Annotated in this window: 18 protein-coding genes and 2 pseudogenes; 9 read left to right on the top strand and 11 right to left on the bottom strand. The window is 68.6% G+C overall.

Going from position 1 to position 17,305, the window contains the following annotated elements; all coding sequences use genetic code 11:
- The 4 genes and pseudogenes from QMK34_RS41520 to ctaE form a co-directional block, all read right to left on the bottom strand.
- Window positions 1–202, bottom strand: a pseudogene (locus QMK34_RS41520) (cytochrome b); the annotation flags it as partial.
- A complete protein-coding gene (gene qcrA, locus QMK34_RS41525) occupies window positions 199–1,332 on the bottom strand; it encodes a cytochrome bc1 complex Rieske iron-sulfur subunit (protein WP_326420316.1) in 1,134 nt (377 codons plus the stop codon). The gene qcrA and the pseudogene QMK34_RS41520, both read right to left, overlap by 4 nt.
- A gap of 118 nt (window positions 1,333–1,450) precedes the next feature.
- A complete protein-coding gene (gene qcrC, locus QMK34_RS41530) occupies window positions 1,451–2,269 on the bottom strand; it encodes a cytochrome bc1 complex diheme cytochrome c subunit (protein ID WP_326420317.1) in 819 nt (272 codons plus the stop codon).
- A 61-nt stretch (window positions 2,270–2,330) separates the two neighbouring features.
- Window positions 2,331–2,954 carry an aa3-type cytochrome oxidase subunit III gene (ctaE, locus tag QMK34_RS41535; RefSeq protein ID WP_326420318.1) on the bottom strand — a complete coding sequence of 208 codons (624 nt, stop codon included), beginning with the start codon at window positions 2,952–2,954 and terminating at the stop codon, window positions 2,331–2,333.
- 95 nt (window positions 2,955–3,049) lie between these two features.
- Here ctaE and QMK34_RS41540 point away from each other — a divergent pair, with 95 nt between their 5' ends.
- The 3 genes from QMK34_RS41540 to trpD all read left to right on the top strand — a co-directional run bounded on the left by QMK34_RS41540 (window position 3,050) and on the right by trpD (window position 5,032).
- A complete protein-coding gene (locus tag QMK34_RS41540; protein ID WP_326420319.1) occupies window positions 3,050–3,505 on the top strand; it encodes a hypothetical protein in 456 nt (151 codons plus the stop codon).
- A gap of 64 nt (window positions 3,506–3,569) precedes the next feature.
- Window positions 3,570–3,980 (top strand): hypothetical protein, encoded by a 411-nt coding sequence (locus tag QMK34_RS41545; RefSeq protein WP_326420320.1) that lies wholly within the window; start codon window positions 3,570–3,572, stop codon window positions 3,978–3,980.
- Window positions 3,980–5,032, top strand: coding sequence for an anthranilate phosphoribosyltransferase (trpD, locus tag QMK34_RS41550; protein ID WP_326420321.1), 1,053 nt, complete (start codon window positions 3,980–3,982; stop codon window positions 5,030–5,032). Before QMK34_RS41545 ends, trpD begins: the two co-directional genes overlap by 1 nt.
- An 87-nt stretch (window positions 5,033–5,119) precedes the next feature.
- On the opposite strand, the gene QMK34_RS41555 is transcribed toward trpD, so the two are convergent.
- Window positions 5,120–6,079, bottom strand: a complete 960-nt coding sequence (locus QMK34_RS41555; protein WP_326420322.1) for a GlxA family transcriptional regulator — start codon at window positions 6,077–6,079, stop codon at window positions 5,120–5,122.
- 125 nt (window positions 6,080–6,204) lie between these two features.
- Between QMK34_RS41555 and QMK34_RS41560 the strand changes: the two genes are divergently transcribed.
- Window positions 6,205–7,149: a DMT family transporter gene (locus QMK34_RS41560; protein WP_326420323.1), complete on the top strand. Its 945-nt coding sequence runs from the start codon at window positions 6,205–6,207 to the stop codon at window positions 7,147–7,149.
- On the opposite strand, the gene QMK34_RS41565 is transcribed toward QMK34_RS41560, so the two are convergent.
- On the bottom strand, window positions 7,094–7,513 hold the full coding sequence (locus tag QMK34_RS41565) for a cytochrome c oxidase subunit 4 (protein ID WP_326420324.1): 420 nt from the start codon (window positions 7,511–7,513) through the stop codon (window positions 7,094–7,096). The genes QMK34_RS41560 and QMK34_RS41565 overlap by 56 nt on opposite strands.
- Window positions 7,514–7,559: 46 nt before the next feature.
- Window positions 7,560–8,507 carry an aa3-type cytochrome oxidase subunit II gene (ctaC, locus tag QMK34_RS41570; protein WP_326420325.1) on the bottom strand — a complete coding sequence of 316 codons (948 nt, stop codon included), beginning with the start codon at window positions 8,505–8,507 and terminating at the stop codon, window positions 7,560–7,562.
- A gap of 216 nt (window positions 8,508–8,723) precedes the next feature.
- On the opposite strand from ctaC, the gene asnB reads away from it, so the two are divergent.
- Complete coding sequence (gene asnB, locus QMK34_RS41575) at window positions 8,724–10,658, top strand: asparagine synthase (glutamine-hydrolyzing) (protein WP_326420326.1); 1,935 nt, start codon at window positions 8,724–8,726, stop codon at window positions 10,656–10,658.
- 76 nt (window positions 10,659–10,734) lie between these two features.
- On the opposite strand, the gene QMK34_RS41580 is transcribed toward asnB, so the two are convergent.
- The gene (locus tag QMK34_RS41580; RefSeq protein ID WP_326420327.1) at window positions 10,735–11,724 is read right to left on the bottom strand and encodes a carbohydrate kinase family protein; all 990 of its coding nucleotides are present in this window, start codon (window positions 11,722–11,724) and stop codon (window positions 10,735–10,737) included.
- 164 nt (window positions 11,725–11,888) lie between these two features.
- Here QMK34_RS41580 and QMK34_RS41585 point away from each other — a divergent pair, with 164 nt between their 5' ends.
- The gene (locus tag QMK34_RS41585; protein WP_326420328.1) at window positions 11,889–12,059 is read left to right on the top strand and encodes a hypothetical protein; all 171 of its coding nucleotides are present in this window, start codon (window positions 11,889–11,891) and stop codon (window positions 12,057–12,059) included.
- Window positions 12,060–12,154: 95 nt separating this feature from the next.
- Here QMK34_RS41585 and QMK34_RS41590 read toward each other — a convergent pair whose 3' ends face one another.
- A complete protein-coding gene (locus tag QMK34_RS41590; protein ID WP_326420329.1) occupies window positions 12,155–12,538 on the bottom strand; it encodes a HesB/IscA family protein in 384 nt (127 codons plus the stop codon).
- A gap of 170 nt (window positions 12,539–12,708) precedes the next feature.
- On the opposite strand from QMK34_RS41590, the gene QMK34_RS41595 reads away from it, so the two are divergent.
- Together QMK34_RS41595 and QMK34_RS41600 are read left to right on the top strand one after the other, a co-directional pair.
- Window positions 12,709–13,350, top strand: coding sequence for a DUF3043 domain-containing protein (locus tag QMK34_RS41595; RefSeq protein ID WP_326420330.1), 642 nt, complete (start codon window positions 12,709–12,711; stop codon window positions 13,348–13,350).
- 63 nt (window positions 13,351–13,413) lie between these two features.
- Window positions 13,414–14,403, top strand: coding sequence for an aldo/keto reductase family protein (locus tag QMK34_RS41600; protein ID WP_326420331.1), 990 nt, complete (start codon window positions 13,414–13,416; stop codon window positions 14,401–14,403).
- 24 nt (window positions 14,404–14,427) lie between these two features.
- On the opposite strand, the pseudogene QMK34_RS41605 reads toward QMK34_RS41600, so the two are convergent.
- Together QMK34_RS41605 and QMK34_RS41610 are read right to left on the bottom strand one after the other, a co-directional pair.
- Window positions 14,428–15,319: pseudogene (locus QMK34_RS41605) on the bottom strand (IS982 family transposase).
- Between the two features lie 75 nt (window positions 15,320–15,394).
- The gene (locus tag QMK34_RS41610) at window positions 15,395–16,099 is read right to left on the bottom strand and encodes an IspD/TarI family cytidylyltransferase (protein ID WP_326420332.1); all 705 of its coding nucleotides are present in this window, start codon (window positions 16,097–16,099) and stop codon (window positions 15,395–15,397) included.
- A gap of 90 nt (window positions 16,100–16,189) precedes the next feature.
- Between QMK34_RS41610 and cobT the strand changes: the two genes are divergently transcribed.
- Window positions 16,190–17,269, top strand: a complete 1,080-nt coding sequence (gene cobT / locus QMK34_RS41615) for a nicotinate-nucleotide--dimethylbenzimidazole phosphoribosyltransferase (RefSeq protein WP_326420333.1) — start codon at window positions 16,190–16,192, stop codon at window positions 17,267–17,269.
- Window positions 17,270–17,305 lie beyond the last annotated feature (36 nt).

Genomic DNA, 17,305 nt, shown 5'->3' on the forward strand with positions numbered 1-17,305 from the left:
AGACACCCGACAGCAGCAGGATGATGAAGCTGTACAGCGCGATCTCACCGAGCAGGAACGACCAATGGGTCGGGAACACCTTGTTGAGCTGGTGCCGCATCCCCTTGGCCAGGTGATACCGGTCGTCAGCCCACTTCGCGCCGGCGCCCGCCGCCTTCTCGACCGGGTTCGTTCCCCGGGTCGGCGTGGTCAGTGAACTCATGACTTACGCTCCCAAAACGCCGGGCCGATGGCTTCGATGAAGTCCCCGCGCGCAATCAAGTATCCCTGGGCGTCAACCGTGATGGGGAGCTGCGCCAGCGGCCGGGTGGCCGGGCCGAAAATCGGCTTGCCGTAGTGCAGCGCGTCGAACTGCGACTGGTGGCACGGGCACAGGATCCGGTTGGTCCGCTGCTCGTACAGCGAAGTCGGGCAGCCGACGTGGCTGCAGATCTTCGTGTACGCGTAGTAGTCGCCGAAGTTGAAGTCTTCCTGGCCGGACCGCTTGACGGCCCTCGCGGCGTCGGTCGGGCGCAGGCGGATCAGCATGACCGGGTTGTCGATCCGCTTGAAGGCCGCCGACAGGGCCTCGTGGTTGCCACGCTCGGACTCGCGGAACGGGAACACCGTCTCCATCGCGCCCGCGTCGAGGTCCTCGGCCTTGACCAGGTTGATCTCTTCCGGCTTGCCGGTGTTACGCCGCATGTAGACGACCTCACCGGCCTTCTCCGGGAGCCAGCCGGTGTGCCAGAGGGACTCCTTGTTGTCGGTGTCCTTCCAGGGGTCCTTGATGAAGGACGCGACCGGCAGGGCGGCCACGGCGAGGCCGAGCACACCCGCGCCCGCACCCGCGGTGCGCTTGATCAGCGATCGGCGCGCGATGGTGCTGCGGCTGCCGGAGTCGGCGAGCTGCGCCAGGATGGTGGCCTTGTCGACCTCCGAGGACCCGCCGTCGCCGCGCTGCTGGATCGCGGTCTCGGCCGGGATGAACTTCTTCGTGTACAGCAGCGCGCCGATGCCGAGCCCGAGGATGGCGATACCGAGCGTGACACCCAGGAACGGGGTGTACAGGCTGTACAGGAACGCGGCGTGCTCGTTGTCCGGCGCCTGGTACTGCCACGGCCACCAGATGAGCGAAACCACGAAAGCCAGCCCGGCGATCGCCGAGATGGCGAACCAAGCCGCGACGACGCGCTCAGCGCGCTTCTCTGCCTTGGTGCCCTCGACCGGCCAGGGCGTGGGGTAGTCGACGAGCTCGACCCCGTCGAGCGCGGTGCCCAGCTTGACCAGCTGGTCCCGATCCATCTCCGCCAATTCCGCCTCGGACGGCGGCTTCGGCCCTTCGGCGCTCATGCCGTCTCCTCCGTACCGTTCAGCTGGAAGGCGCCCTGCCGCCCCGATGGCGGGGCCATCCGGCCAAGAAGGCGCGCGCCTTGGCCAGGTTGAGTGCCGCGGCTCAGCACAGCGCTGCTCATGCCTTCGATCCAATCCACAACGTGATGCCGACCAGTGCGGCGATCCCGACGATGAAGGCGATCAGGCCTTCGGAAGCGGGGCCGACCCCGCCGAGGCCGTTACCACCAGGGTTGTTGTTGCCGTCGGACACCGACTTCACGTAGGCGACGATGTCCTTCTTCTCCTCGACAGACAGCTGCCGGTCGGAGAACTTCGGCATGTTCTGCGGGCCGGTGAGCATCGCGGTGTAGATCTGCTCTTCGGTCGCCGGGTCCAGGTTGGGCGCGTACTTGCCCGCCGACAGCGCACCGCCGCGGCCGGTGAAGTTGTGGCACGAGGCGCAGTTGAGCCGGAAGAGCTCGCCACCGCGGGCGGGGTCGGTGCCGCGCAGGGCCTCGCCCTTCTCCGCGGGACGCTGGGCGCCGCCACCGTGCGCCTGCACGTAGGCGCCGACCGCGTCGATCTCTTCGGAAGTCAGCTTCGGCGGCTTGCGGGCGGCCTGCGCCTCCTGGCGCACCGCCGGCATCCGGCCGGACGAGGTCTGGAAGTACACCGCGGCGTCGCCGACACCGATCAGGCTGGGCCCGCGGTCCTGGACACCTTCGAGGTTCGCCCCGTGGCACTGGATGCAGGTGTTGTTGTACGTCTGCTCGCCCTTGCGCAGCAGCGCCGGGTCGCCCTGGGCCTGCGCCGTCTGCGGCGAGGGAGCGAACACGGCGTACAGAGCGCCGGCGCTCACCAGGGCGATACCGAGTGCGAGCACGCCGGCGAACCGCCGGCGAAGCTTCGACCGGGCGCGCGGCTTGCGCTCCGGACCTTTTTTACTGGTGGTCATCTCTGCGGCAACCCTTGCTGTCAGTTCGGGCCGATGGTGATGTGGCGGTCGGCGGGGCGGTTCAGGGCAGGAGGTAGATCACCGCGAACAGACCCACCCAGACGATGTCGACGAAGTGCCAGTAGTACGACACCACGATCGCCGAGGTCGCCTGTGCGGGCGTGAACTTGCTCAGCTTGGTGCGGATGAGCAGGTACACGAACGCGAGGAGGCCGCCGATCACGTGCAGCCCGTGGAACCCGGTGGCCAGGTAGAACACCGTGCCGAAGGGACCCGACGGGATCGTGATGCCCTCTTCGACCAGGTTGTGGTACTCGTTGGCCTGGCCGCCGACGAAGATCGCGCCCATGATCAACGTGATGATGTACCAGCGGCGCAGGCCGAAGACGTCACCCCGCTCGGCGGCGAACACACCGGCCTGGCAGGTGAACGAGGACAGCACGAGGATCACCGTGAAGGGGATCGCGTAGCCGACGTTCAGGTGGAACGGCTCGCCGTGCAGGGGCGGCGGCCATTGACCGGAGGAGTTCTGCGCCTTGACGGTGAAGAACATCGCGAACAGTCCGGCGAAGAACATCAGTTCGCTGGAAAGCCACACGACTGTGCCGACACTGACCATGTTCGGCCGGTTCAGCGAGTGGACTCGCTGACTGATGGTGGGAGCTGCCGTTGTCACAAGTCGCATTATGTCCTCTCACGACGTGACTCCGCCGATCGGGTCCACGGCGGGTCGCGGGTGGATCCGCTCACCCCGGCACGAAGGAAAGGCGAGTGCTACCCATGGGTTTACTCGATCGGGTCCGTGACCTGCTCAGAAAGCCGGAAAGCGCCGGTCTGGGGCTCGACACACCCGGGCTGAAGATCGTCGCGGAGGCGTTCGACCCGGCCCAGGCGGACTCGTCCGTGCTGGCCGGATCACCCGGCTGGGTCACCGAAGCGGAGGCCGTGCTGCGCCATCACCTGGCGCTGCCACGCGAAAAGGTGACCGAAGCCGCGCGAATCCTGGCACAGGACGACTGGGAACTGCGCGAAGCGGACGAGTGCGGCCCCGGCTCGGGCGAAACCGGTTTGGTGACGTTGCACGCATTGCGCGTACAACGCCTGGATGCTCTCCACTGCGCGCAGGAACGGTCAAGGATGGCCGGGCTGGCACAGCGGCTCGGCGGCGACTCGCTCGGCTGGGACGCCCTGCAACCGGGTGCGCCGCCGGAAGAGATGCCGACCGGCTCCGCGTGATGTCGGTCATGGCCGATAGCATCGCGTTGTCCACCCCGCGAAGAGACGAGCCGGAGGCGCGCGCATGGCCGAGCAGGCGATGAGGATCCTGGTGTTCAGCCACAAGCCGGAGGTGCGCGAGTCGATCGTCAACGCCATCGGCAGGCGGCCCGCGGCCGATCTCGGCCGGGTCGAGTACGTCGAGCTGGCCAAGATCTCCCACGTCCTCTCTGAGATGGACGCGGGCACCGTCGACCTGGCGATCCTCGACGGCGAGGCGCAGCCGACCGGCGGCATCGGGCTCACCAGGCAGCTCAAGAACGAGATCACCGACTGCCCGCCGATCGTGGTCGCGGTGCGGCGCAAGGACGACCGCTGGCTGGCGACCTGGTCCCAGGCCGACGCTGTGCTGGTGCACCCGCTCGACCCGCTCACCGCCGCCGAGACGGTCGCCGACGTGCTCCGGGCACGACGGGTGCCCGTCGTGCCCGGCTGATGTCCGCTCCTGGGGAGGCCAGGACCTGGCCCTCCCTGCTCGGGCAGCTGATCGCCCGCGAGGACCTGTCCGAATCGGACACGGCGTGGGCGATGGACCAGATCATGTCCGGCGCGGCCACCCACACCCAGATCGGCGGGTTCGCGGTCGCGCTGCGGGCCAAGGGCGAAACCCCCGCGGAAATCTCGGGCATGGCCGAGATGATGCTGAAGCACGGCCGCCGGGTGACGCTGGACAAACCGGCGGTGGACATCGTCGGCACCGGCGGCGACCGGTCCAACTCGGTGAACATCTCGACCATGACGACGATCGTCACAGCCGCCGCGGGGATCGTCGTGGCCAAGCACGGCAACCGCAGCGCCTCGTCGAAATCGGGCGCCGCGGACGTGCTCGAAACCCTCGGCGTCGCGATCGACCTCCCGCCCGACGAGGTCCGGCGGTGCGTCGACGAGCTGGGCATCGGCTTCTGTTTCGCGCCCCTGTTCCACCCCGCGCTGCGCCACGTCGGCGTCCCACGCCGTGAACTCGGCGTGCCCACGACGTTCAACCTGCTCGGCCCGCTGACCAACCCGGCCCAGCCGTCGAGCGCGCTCATCGGCTGCGCGTACGCGGACAAAACCCGGCTACTGGCCGATGTCTTCGCCCGGCGCGGCACGCGGGTCCTGCTCGCGCGCGGCGACGACGGCCTGGACGAGATCACCACCACGACGACCACCTCGGTGTGGCTGGTCTCCGGCGGCGAAGTCGTCGAGCGGAGCTTCGACCCACTGTCGGTCGGCATCCCCCGCGCGAGCGCGGCGGACCTGCGCGGCGGTGACGCCGCGGCCAACGCCGAGGTGATCCGCGAGCTCGTCAACGGCAAGCCAGGACCGGTGCGCGACGCGGTGCTGCTCAACTCGGCGGCCGCGATCACAGCGTTCACCGGATTCTCCGACTCGCTGGAAGACGACATCGCGGCAGGCCTCACCCGTGCCGCCGAGGCCATCGACTCCGGCGCCGCGGCGAACCTGCTGACCCGCTGGATCGCCTTCTCCGCCACCGCGGTCCGCTGACGCTCCGCCCCTCGTAAGTGTCATGAAAGGGTCTTTCAGGGCAATTTTTGCCCTGAAAGACCCTTTCATGACACTCGAGATCCTCGCTCAGCCGCCGAACGTGCGGCGGTACTCACTCGGGCTGGTCCCGCGAAGGCGGCCGAACTGGTGGCGCAGGGCCGCGGCGGAGGCGTAGCCGCAGGCCACCGCGATGTCCTCCACCGACAGTCGCCCTGCCTCCAGCAGTGACTGCGCACGGTCGAGACGGCGCTCGGTGAGCCAGCGGTGCGGGGTGGTGCCAGTCGCGGCCGAAAAACGTCGCAGGAACGTCCGCTCCCCCAAGCCGGTGCGGCGGGCCAGTTCGGCGACCGTGAACGGCTGGTCCAGTCTCCGCTCGATCCACTCCAGCGCCTCCGCCAGGACGGCGTCCTCGGGCGCCGCGGAGGACGGCACGGGCGCCTGGACGAACTGGGCCTGGCCGCCGGTCCGATGCGGTGAGGCGACCATCCGGCGGGCCAGTGTCGTCGCCGCGGCCACCCCGCGCAGCCGCCGCACCAGGTGCAGGCACAGGTCCACCGCGGCGACGGTGCCCGCGCTGGTCAGCACCCCGTCGTCATCGACGTAGAGGGCGTTGACGTCGACCTCGGCGGCCGGGAACCGCCGCCGGAACTCCTGCTCGTAGACCCAGTGCACGGTGCAGCGCCTGCCGTCGAGCAGGCCCGCGTAGCCGAGCGAGAACACTCCCGCGCAGAACCCCGCGACCCACGCCCCGCGCGCGGCGGCCTCGCGAAGCACCTCGACCACTGGCTCGGGCGGGCGCGCGCTGCGGGGCTCGCAGGTGGGCACGATGAGCAGGTCGGCCGACGCGGCGAAGTCCAGCGAGGACAGGCCGTCGAGCCCGAAGCCGGACCAGCTGCGCACGCCCGCGCCCGCCGGGGAGCAGACAGCGAACTCCCAGCCCTCGATCCCGTCGGCGCTGCGGTCGGTGCCGAAGACCTCGCACGCGACGCCCAGTTCGAACGGCGAAACGCGGTCCGCGAGCACAACCGCGACCTTGGTCACATTCATGCGACCACCCCCGTTTCGTCTTTGAGTCGAGTAACCGCAAGACAAAACAATACTGTCAGAAGGTTTGCGGTCATTGTCATCTCTGACACTGGTAGCGCGCCCGCCCACGGCCGACAGTGGTGGTCATGACAACGAACTCCCCCGAAACCCGGCCGCTTCTGCAGTGGTCCGCCGCGATGGCGCTGTCCGGCACGATCGGCGCGGTGGTGATCCAGAGCGGCGCGGCGGCGCCCGCGGTGGCGTTCGCCCGGTGCCTGGTCGGGGGCACCCTGCTGGTGCTCTGGTGCCTCGCCTGCGGCTGGCTGCGCCCGTGGAGCCTCAGCAGGCGCGACCTGGCGCTCGCCGCGCTCGGCGGGGTGTTCCTGGTCGGGAACTGGGTGCTGTTGTTCGCCTCGTACGCGCTGTCGTCGATCTCGGTGAGCACGGTGGTCTACCACACGCAGCCGCTGATCCTGGTCGGCTTGGCGGCCGCGTTCCTCGGCGAGAAGATGGCAAAGAACCAGCTGGTCAGGGCAGGAATCGCGTTCGGCGGGGTGGCACTGATCGCGATCGGCGCACACGGCGACGACGGCAAACCGGTACGGCTGGCGGGCATCGCGCTCGCACTCGGCGCGGCCGTGCTCTACGCCGGAGCGTCCTTCGTGGCGAAGCAGCTGAAGCACGTCCGGCCGCATCTGCTGGCGGCCGTGCAGTGCGTGGTGGGCGCCGCGCTGCTGGCTCCGGCCCTGCTGGTGACGCCGCTGCCGTCGAACTCGACGGGGCTGCTGTGGCTGGCGCTACTGGGCACCGTGCACACGGCGATCATGTACGTGCTGATCTACGCGAGCATCGGCAAGCTGCCGACGACGACCGTGGCGCTGCTGTCCTACCTCTACCCGGTGGTCGCGGTGGTGGTCGACATGCTGGCCTACGGACACCGGCTGACCTGGCTGGAAAGCCTGGGCATGCTGGCGGTCCTGGTTTCGGCGCGCGCCCCGCCCCGCCGCGGGCGGAGGGCGAGCGCCGGACCGGACGTCATTCGTGGTTCGGACCCGTGTGGTACTCGAACACCAGCCCGCCGATCGCGATGAGCAGCATCACGATGGCGATGACCAGCAGCCAGATGTGGAAGAACGCCAGCGCCAGGCCAGCCATACCGGCGGAGGCGGCGAGACCGATGGGCCAGTAGCTGCCGGGGCTGAAGAAGCCCAGCTCACCGGAGCCGTCACTGATCTCGGCGTCTTCCCTGTCCTCCGGGCGCGGCTCGATGCGGCGCGCGACGAACTGCAGGTAGCTACCGGCCAGGAAGGCCAGGCCGGCTGTCAGCACCAGGGCGACGACGCCGACGGGCTCGATTCCGTAGCCGCTCATCTGGTGGGTCATGTACCCGTAGATGGCGGACATGAGAATGGCGAAGACCGCGACGATGTAGAAAACCCGCGCTTCGACCTTCATGGGACGTTCCCTCACTCCTGTTTCAGGCTCGAACTGCCAGACCGGGTCAGTTGGACGCGGTGCGCGCGGTGCGATCGGTGTTGAACGGCTGGGTGGTGATCGCGTGCGGGGTGCACCACTCACCACAGTTCAGCGCCGTCAGCGCCTCGGCGGCGGTGTTCGTCCGGTCGGTCTTCGGGTTGACCTGCTTGCGGAGCTCGATGTACTTCGCGTACTTGTCCGGCGAGAGCGCCCGGACCTCGAAGTTCATCACCGAGTGGTACGTGCCGCAGAGCTCGGCACACCGGCCGACGAACGCGCCCTCGTGGTCGATCGAGTTCTGGAACGAGAAGTCCTGGTTGTTCTTCTCCGGGGAAGGCATGACGTCGCGCTTGAAGTGGAACTCCGGGACCCAGAACGAGTGGATCACGTCGGTGGAGCGCAGGTTGTACTGGATCGTCTTGCCGGTCGGCAGCACGAGCAGCGGGATCTCGCCGGAACTGCCGACGGTGCTGATCTCCGGGTCCTCGTGGTTGACCGAGTCGCTCTTGTACTTGAACTCCCAGTTCCACTGGAAGGCGACCACATCGACGGTGACGTCGGGGTTCGGCTTCTTGTCGAGCACGTTGCTCTCGGTGGTCGCGGTGAAGAAGAACAGCACGCAGACCATGATCGTCGGCACGACGACCGTGAAGATCTCGAGCGGGATGTTGTACTGGAACTGCCGGGGCAGCTCCTCCGGCTCGCCGTCGGCCGTCTTCTTCTTGCGGTGGAACACCGCGGTCCAGAAGATCAGCGCCCAGACGATCACGCCCACGGCCAGCGCGGCGACCACGGTCCAGGTCCAGAGGTTGCGCATCTCGTCGGCCTGCGGGGTCACCCCGACCGGCCAGCCGAACCGCAGGATCTCGTCCCCCGAGCAGCCGGTCGCCGTCAGCGCGACCAGGACGGCCAAAGCGGCAACCTTGCCTGCACGGGACCGCTTAACCACCGGAGTGCGCACTTCAGCCAACACAGTGCGCTCTGGATTCACCACTGCGCCTCGCCCTTTCACCCAGAGCCTCCTCGACCGATCTTTGTTACTGCGCGGGAGCCTAGCCGAGTTGACGGTCCGTGCTGACCAAGGGGTAACCCCAGCGACCGTGTCACCCACCACGGTCAGGTGAACGGCCTCTTCGGCATACTGGGCCCCACTTCCCCCGCTCGGCGAACCAGAGGTGTGTGAGTAAACGTGTGCGGCCTGCTTGGACTGATCTGCGCCACCGAGACCGACGCGGCCGGAGCCAGGGACGCCGTGGGCGCGGCACTGCGCTGCCAGCGTCACCGCGGCCCCGACGAGACCGACACCTGGGCCGACGGTGAGGTCGTCTACGGCTTCAACCGGCTCGCGTTCATCGACCTCGCGCACTCCCACCAGCCGCTGACCTGGGGTCCGCCGGAAGCGCCGACGCGCTACACGATGAACTTCAACGGCGAGATCTACAACTACCTGGAGCTGCGCGAAGAGCTCGCCGCGTCGCACGACGCGAAGTTCGCCACCGAGGGCGACGGCGAGGCCATCGTCGCGGCCTACCACTACCTGGGCGCCGACGCGGTCAAGAAGCTGCGCGGGATGTTCGCCTTCATGATCTGGGACTCGCAGGAGAAGGTCGTCTTCGGCGCCCGCGACCCGTTCGGCATCAAGCCGCTGTTCTACTCCGAGGGCCCGAACGGCATCGCGTTCTCCAGCGAGAAGAAGAGCCTGCTGGAGCTGTCCGCGACGCTCGGCGTCAAGGAGGAGCTGGACCGCAAGGCCTTGCAGCACTACCTGGTCCTGCAGTACGTCCCGGAGCCCGAGTCGCTGCACACCGGTATCCGGCGGATCGAGTCCGGCACGTCGTTCCGCGTCGCCCCCGGCGGCGAGCTGTCCACAGAGCGCTACTTCCGCCCGCGGTTCGCCGCGAAGCCGGTCACCAGCCAAGCCGAGGCCGAGGCGTTGCACGAGCGCATCGCCGACGTGATGCGCGACTCGGTCGCCAAGCACATGATCTCGGACCCCGACGTCAGCGTCGGCGCGTTCCTCTCCGGCGGCATCGACTCCACCGCGACCGCGACCCTGGCCAAGCAGCACAACCCGAACCTGATCGCGTTCACCGCCGGGTTCGAGCGCGAGGGCTACTCCGAGGTCGACGTCGCGGCGGAGACCGCGGCCGAAATCGGCGTGAAGCACGTGGTCAGGACCGTTTCGGCGGACGAGATGATGGAGGCCCTGCCGCTCATCGTCTGGTACCTCGACGACCCGGTCGCCGACCCCGCGCTCGTCCCGCTCTGGTTCATCGCCCGCGAAGCGCGTAAGCACGTCAAGGCGGTCCTGTCCGGCGAAGGCGCCGACGAGCTTTTCGGCGGCTACACCATCTATAACGAGCCGATCTCGCTCGCGCCGTTCGAGAAGGTGCCGGGCAGTGTGCGCAAGCTCATCGGCAAGGTCTCCACGAAGATCCCCGACGGCACGCGCGGCAAGGACCTGTTGCGCCGCGGGGCGCTGTCGCTGGAGGACCGCTACTACGGCAACGCGCGCAACTTCCGCGACGACCAGCTGCGCAAGGTCCTGCGGACCTACGAAGAGGGCGTCGGCTTCAAGGACGTCACCGCGCCTTGGTACGCGGAGTCACGGGACTGGGACCCGGTCGCCCGGATGCAGCACGTGGACCTGTTCACCTGGCTGCGCGGCGACATCCTGGTCAAGGCCGACAAGGTGACCATGGCCAACTCCCTCGAGCTGCGCGTCCCGTTCCTCGACGCCGAGGTGTTCAAGGTCGCCGCGAGCGTGCCCCTCGACCAGAAGCTGGCGCACGGGACCACGAAGTACGCCCTGCGCCAGGCGCTGGCGAAGATCATCCCCGCGCACGTGCTCAACCGGCGCAAGCTCGGCTTCCCGGTGCCGATCCGGGTGTGGCTGCGCGACGAGATGTACGACTGGGCCAAGGGCATCATCTCGGACTCCCAGACCGGGGAACTCCTCGACAAGAACGCCGTGCTGGCGCTGCTGGAGGAGCACAAGACAGGCTCGGTCGACCGCAGCCGCCAGCTGTGGGCGCTGATCGTCTTCATGCTCTGGCACGGCATCTTCGTCGAGCACCGCATCAAGCCGGACGTGCCGGAGCCCGTGTACCCGGTGAAGCTCTAGCCATCTCTAGTGTCATGAAAGGGTCTTTCAGGGCAAAAACTGCCCTGAAAGACCCTTTCATGACACTTCGGAACTGCTAGCCCGGCAGGACGGCCGAGATCTCTTCGGCCGCCTCCGGCCCGAAGGCCTCGCTGAGCCGCAACAGCGCGTCCGCGCGGTCGAACTTCCACTCCTGGGTGCCGACCGTCTCGAGTACCAGCACCGCGATCATCGAGCCGAGCTGCGCCGCGCGCTCCAGCGGAAGGCCGCCGTCCAGTGCGGCCAGGAAGCCCGCGCGGAAGCCGTCGCCGACGCCCGTGGGGTCGACCTTGCCGCGCTCGGGGACCGCGCCGATCTGCAGCGAGAGGCCGTCGGCGCCGATGATCTCGACGCCCTTCTCACCCAGCGTGGTGACGCGCATGCCGACCTGGGCGAGGACCTCAGCCTCGGTCCAGCCGGTCTTCTGCAGCAGCAGTTCCCACTCGTAGTCATTGCTGAACAGGTACTTCGCCCCGACGACGAACGCACGCACCTGGGCGCCGTCCATGCGGGCGAGCTGCTGCGACGGGTCCACCGCGAACGTGTAGCCGCGCTGGCGGCACTCGTCGGCGTGCCGGACCATGCCGTCGGGGTCGTCCGGGCTGATCAGGACCAGACCGAGGCCCCCGGCGCGGTCACTGATCGGCTTCAGCTCGATGTTGCGGGACTCCGACATCGCCCCCGCGTAGAAGGTGGCGATCTGGCAGAGGTCCTCGTCGGTGGTGCAGACGAACCGCGCGGTGTGCGCGATCTCGGAGACCAGCACCCCCGAGCTGTCGACCCCGTGCCGCTCCAGCCACGAGCGGTAGTCGTCGAAGTCCGCGCCCACCGCACCCACCAGGATCGGCCGCACCCCGAGTACCCCCAGGCCGAACGCGATGTTGGCGCCGATGCCGCCCCGGCGGACGACCAGGTCGTCGGCGAGGAAGCTCAGCGATACGCGGTGCAGTTGCTCGGCTACCAGCTGCTCGGCGAACCTGCCGGGGAAATGCATCAAATGGTCGGTTGCGATGCTGCCGGATACGGCGATCCTGGCCCTGTCTGCCACCGGTTCTCCTCCTGTGGTCGACCCTCACGGCACTGTTGTCTCTGGTCTAGAGACGCCGAAGTTACCGGCGGGTCGTAACCCGACCGGGTAATTCGCAGGCGTCACCCGACACTACCGGTTGGTACCCCTGTTCCACTCGAGCGCCGATCAATAGCGTCCAGCCCGTGAGCATCACCACTGAACCCGAAACGCTCGGCGAGCTGATCGCCGACTGCGCCAGCATCCCGCCGTCCCTGCGCGCCGAAAACGTCCCGCTCCCCCGCGAGGCGGCGGCGCCGTGGACCGTCGACGACCACTGCCACGCGCAGGTCGCCGAGCTCGACGCCTACGTCTGAGCAGCACCGCCACCGATCCGGGCAGGACGAAGGGCCGTGACCTCACCGAGGTCACGGCCCTTTTTCGTGCTGTTCGCGTACCGCGCCCGGTGGACTCAGTGGAAAGAGTCGCCGCAGGCGCAGCTGCCAGTCGCATTCGGGTTGTCGATCGTGAAGCCCTGCTTCTCGATCGAGTCGACGAAGTCGATCACGGCGCTCGACACGTACGGGGCGCTCATCCGGTCCACGGCGACGCGGAGGCCGTCGAAGTCGCGGAAGAGGTCGCCGTCGAGCGTGCGCTCGTCGAAGAAAAGCTGGTAGCGCAGGCCCGCACACCCGCCGGGCTGGACGGCGATGCGCAGGTGCATGTCGTCGCGGCCTTCCTGGTCGAGCAGGGCCTTCGCCTTCGCGGCCGCGGTCTCGGTCAACGTCACGCCGTGGGTCTCCTCGGCGGTGGCGGTCTCGGCCTGCGCTGCGCCGGTCTGCTCAGCGGTCGTCATGGCTCTCCCTCGGTCGAACTCGCTGCGGGTACTCGTGCTCCATTACGTGCCAACACGCTCGAGTCCCGATCTGTTCCACCTCCATGGTGACACATCCGGCGCCGGGGTGGCCCCGGCGCGGTTGCCCGACCTGCTGAACAGGGGCGTGACCTCTGCAATACCCTGGTCGTGTGAGGTTCCTGCGCCGAAGCACCACAGACACAGCCACGTCCGAGACCGACGAGGCCCAGATCGACGTCCGCGCCAAGGCGCAGACACCCGGCAAGGGACGGCCGACGCCCTCTCGCCGCGAGGCCGAGGCGAAGAAGCGCGGCCCGGTCGCGCCGCCGCCGACCACCATGCGGGAGGCGATGAAGCGCAACAAGGAGCTTCGCAAGGCGAACCCGAAGAGCAAGGAAGAGCGCCGCAGCGACGCCAAGGAACGCCGCGACCGGATGATGTCCGGCGAGGACAAGTACCTGCTCGCGCGTGACCGCGGGCCGGTCAAGGCCTACGTCCGCGACCTCGTCGACTCCCGGCGCAACCTGCTCGGGCTGTTCATGCCGCTGGCGATCCTCGTGTTCGTCGCGCTGCTGGTGCCATACCCGGCGGTCCAGCAGTACGCGACCCTGCTGTGCACGGTGATGCTGCTCGGCATGATCGTCGAGGGCGTGCTCAGTGGCCGCCGGATCGGCAAGCAGGTACGGGAGAAGTTCCCGAAAGAGGCCGTCAGCGGCCGCTCGCTGGGCTGGTACGCGTTCATCCGGGCGAGCCAGATCCGCAAGCTGCGGGTGCCGAAGCCGCGGCTCAAGGCAGGCGACGCCGTCAGCTGAAAGGCTGATTCGTCACAGTTCGCCCACCAGGTCGTTAGCCGAGCGAACGGTTAGGCTGGGGTCATGGAGTTCCGACGCCTCGGCCGCAGTGGCCTCAATGTCAGTGAGATCTCGTACGGCAACTGGCTGACCCACGGGTCCCAGGTCGAAGAGGATCAGGCCCAGGCCTGCATCAAGGCCGCGCTCGACGCGGGCATCACCACCTTCGACACCGCCGACATCTACGCCAACACCCTCGCCGAGTCCGTGCTCGGCCGCGGCCTCGCCGGGCTGCGCCGCGAGAGCCTGGAGATCTTCACCAAGGTCTACTGGCCGACCGGCCCCGGCGGCCCCAACGACAAGGGGCTGGGCCGCAAGCACATCATGGAGTCGGCGAACGCTTCGCTGAAGCGGCTCGGCACCGACTACCTCGACCTCTACCAGGCCCACCGGTTCGACCGGACGGTCCCGCTGGAGGAGACCTTCCTCGCCTTCGCCGACCTGGTCCGCCAGGGCAAGGTGCTCTACGTCGGCGTCTCGGAGTGGACGGCCGAGCAGATCACCCAGGGCGCCGCGCTCGCGCGGGAGTTCAAGGTGCCGTTCGTGTCCAACCAGCCGCAGTACAACGCACTCTGGCGCGTCATCGAGCCGCAGGTCGTGCCCGCGTCCGAGCGTGAGGGCATCAGCCAGATCGTCTGGTCGCCGATCGCGCAGGGCGTGCTCACCGGCAAGTACAAGCCGGGTCAGCCGTTCCCCGAGGGCTCGCGCGCCACCGACGAAAAGGGCGGCGCGAACATGGTCAAGCGCTTCCTGAACGACGACGTGCTCACCCGCGTCCAGAAGCTGGAGCCGCTGGCCGCCGAGGCCGGGCTCTCGCTGGCGCAGCTCGCCATCGCCTGGGTGCTGCAGAACCAGAACGTCGCTTCGGCCATCATCGGCGCCTCCCGCCCGGAGCAGGTGCACGAGAACGTCAAGGCCGCCGGTGTGAAGCTGGAGCCGGAGCTCATGGAGGCGATCGACACCGCGCTCGAGGGCGTCGTCGAGAGCGACCCGACGCTGACCCGCAGTCCCTAGATGGTTGATTCCGTGAAGTTGGTGTTAGTGGTCGTAGGCTGTGAGTGATCGTTTGCTGGTCACGCCGGTTTGCCAGTTGTGCCAGATGCAGGCGGCCATGGCCAGTAGGCGCTGGGCGACGCGGATGAACACGCCCGCGGGGGTGCGTCCGGCGTGCTGTTCGAGACCGAGTTGGCTTTTGAGGGTCTGGTTGACCGACTCGATCCACTGCCGGACCCCGCCGAGGTTGCCGTTGCGGTAGGTCTCGTCCTTGCGGTCCGGGCGCAGCAGCCGCAGCGCCATGGTCTCGGTGAGCGCCTTGAACTGCTTGCCGGAGAAGCCCTTGTCCGCCAACAGGACTTGGCCACTGCGGATCAGGTGATGATTGTTGTCCAGCAACGCCGCGAGCACTTCGCGTTTCCCGATCTTCGGGTCGGCCAGGCACCACATGATCGCCCGTGCCGTCCCCGGTGCAGACCAGGTACAGCTTCAGGCCCCAGTACCACCGAGAATGTGACGCGCAGTAGCCATAGTTGGCATGTCCTGCCAGATCTGAGCGTGTCACCGTCTCCTTCGACATGCCGCACGGCACCGGGGTCGCGTCGGTAATCCACAGATCGTCGAACCAGGACGGGCAGCACGTAGCCAGAGTGAGAATTGTCTTGCACACCAACGGGTACGCGGCCCTCAGTCGTTTGTTGTAGCCAGACTGCCCCGGCAGCTTGGGGAACCAGGCACGCCACTTCGATTCACTGTGGAGGTGCCGGATCCAGCGGCGTTCACCGTCAAAACGCAGCAGCACCTGGGCCACAGCAAGACAGATCAGTTCACTCTCAGTCAACTCCGGCCGACGGCCACGACCGGTCCGAGGCGGAACCACATGGTCATCGACAAGCACGTAGAGTGCAGTCAGGAGGGTGTCTAGTTCTTTGCTCACACATTGATCTTGGACACCCTCCTCTCATGCCCGCATCGCGGCCCCACTTCACATGATCTTCACGGAATCAATCATCTAGGACTTGCGCGCCAGCACCCGCTCGGCGACCACGAGGTCGTGTGGGTAGGTGATCTTGAAGTTCTCCTCGCTGCCAGGTACCCAGCGCACTGGCAGCGAGGAGAACCGCTCCATCACCGACGACGTGTCGGTGCCCAGGAAGCCCTCCCGCTCGGCCTGCTCGTACACCTCCAGCAGCGGCTCGGCCCGGAAGCCCTGCGGCGTCTGCACCCGGATCGCGCCCTCGGGTGCACCGCCACCGAGCCGCGTGCCGTCCGCGGCGACGGCCACGATGTCGTCGGCGGGCAGCCCCGGCACCGCTCCCCCGTATCGCCGCGTCGCGTCCAGGACGTCCTCGACCATTCGTGGGTCCACCAGCGGCCGGGCCGCGTCGTGCAGCAGCACCGCGTCGATCAGGCCGCCGCCGATCCGCGGGGCGAGATGCCGCAGCGCGTTCAGTTCGGAGGCCTGCCGCGTGGGCCCGCCGTGCACCAGCTCGACCGGGCCGGGATGCGCGGCGAGGACCTCCGCCGCGATCTCGGCGTCCTGCGGCCGGACGACCAGCACGAGCACGCCGATCCCGGCCGCGCGGGCGAAAGCGTCGAGCGACCAGGTGAGGACGCGGCGACCGGCCAGTGGCAGATAGACCTTGTTGAGCTTGGCGCCCACGCGGGTGCCGGCCCCGCTGGCGAGTACGACGGCTGCTGCGGTGGTCTCTGGCACAACTAACTCTGGCACGAGGGCCCGGTGATCAGCCCGGTAGGTTTGGGCGGCCACCGGGAGACGGCGGCCAAGGCGACGGGAAGGCCTGGCGTGGACTCGGAAACCGACATCCAGTTTGCCGACATCGAGCAGCCCGACGAGCACGCGCGGTCCGCGGCCATCGCGTTGCACGGCGAACTGATCAAACCCGCGGGCTCGCTCGGCAGGCTCGAGGAGCTGGGCGTGTGGATCGCCGCCTGCCAGGGCCAGTCGCCGCCGCGCCCGTTCACCCGGCCGCGCGTCGTCGTGTTCGCCGGTGACCACGGCATCGCCGCGAAGGGCGTCTCGGCCTATCCCGCCGAGGTCACCGCGCAGCTCATCGGCAGCATGCTGACCGGCGGCGCGGCGATCAACGTGCTGGCCGCGTCGGCGGGCGCGAGCGTGCGGGTCATCGACATGGCCGTCGACACCGACGCCCCGGCCACCCGCTCGATCGGCGAGTTCAAGGTCCGCCGCTCGTCCGGCTCGATCGACGTCGAGGACGCGCTCACCGACACCGAGGCCCGCGCGGCCGTGCGGGCGGGCATGCGGATCGCCGACGCGGAGGTGGACGGCGGCGCCGACCTGCTGATCGCCGGCGACCTCGGGGTCGGCAACAGCACCCCGGCCTCGGTGCTGATCGCGGCGCTGACCGGCAGCGAGCCGGTCGCCGTGGTCGGCCGCGGCTCCGGCATCGACGACAACGCCTGGATGCGCAAGGCGGCCGCGGTGCGCGACGCGCTGCGCCGGGCCCGCACGGTGCTGGCCGACCCGATCGCCCTGCTGCGCACGGCGGGCGGCGCCGACATCGCGGCGATGACCGGCTTCCTCGCCCAGGCCGCGGTCCGCAAGACCCCGGTCGTGCTCGACGGCCTGGTGGCGAGCGCCGCCGCCCTCCTCGCGGAGGAACTGGCCCCGAGCGCCCGGCTCTGGTGGGTCGCGGGCCAGCACAGCGGCGAGCCCGCCCACGACCTCGCCCTGGACCACCTGGACCTCAAGCCGATCCTGGACCTCGACGTCCGGCTCGGCGAGGGCACCGGCGCGGTGACGGCCCTGCCGCTGCTGTTCATGGCCGCCCGCGTCCTCGCCGAGATGGCCACCCACGAGCAGGCGGGCGTTTCAGGACCGCTCATCCCGGCACCGGCCTCGTAGGCCCCACGTGAGAGGCCCCAGTGTCATGAAAGGGTC

Origin of the sequence: Amycolatopsis sp. H20-H5, from assembly GCF_035828755.1 — a bacterium.
Lineage (GTDB): Bacteria > Actinomycetota > Actinomycetes > Mycobacteriales > Pseudonocardiaceae > Amycolatopsis.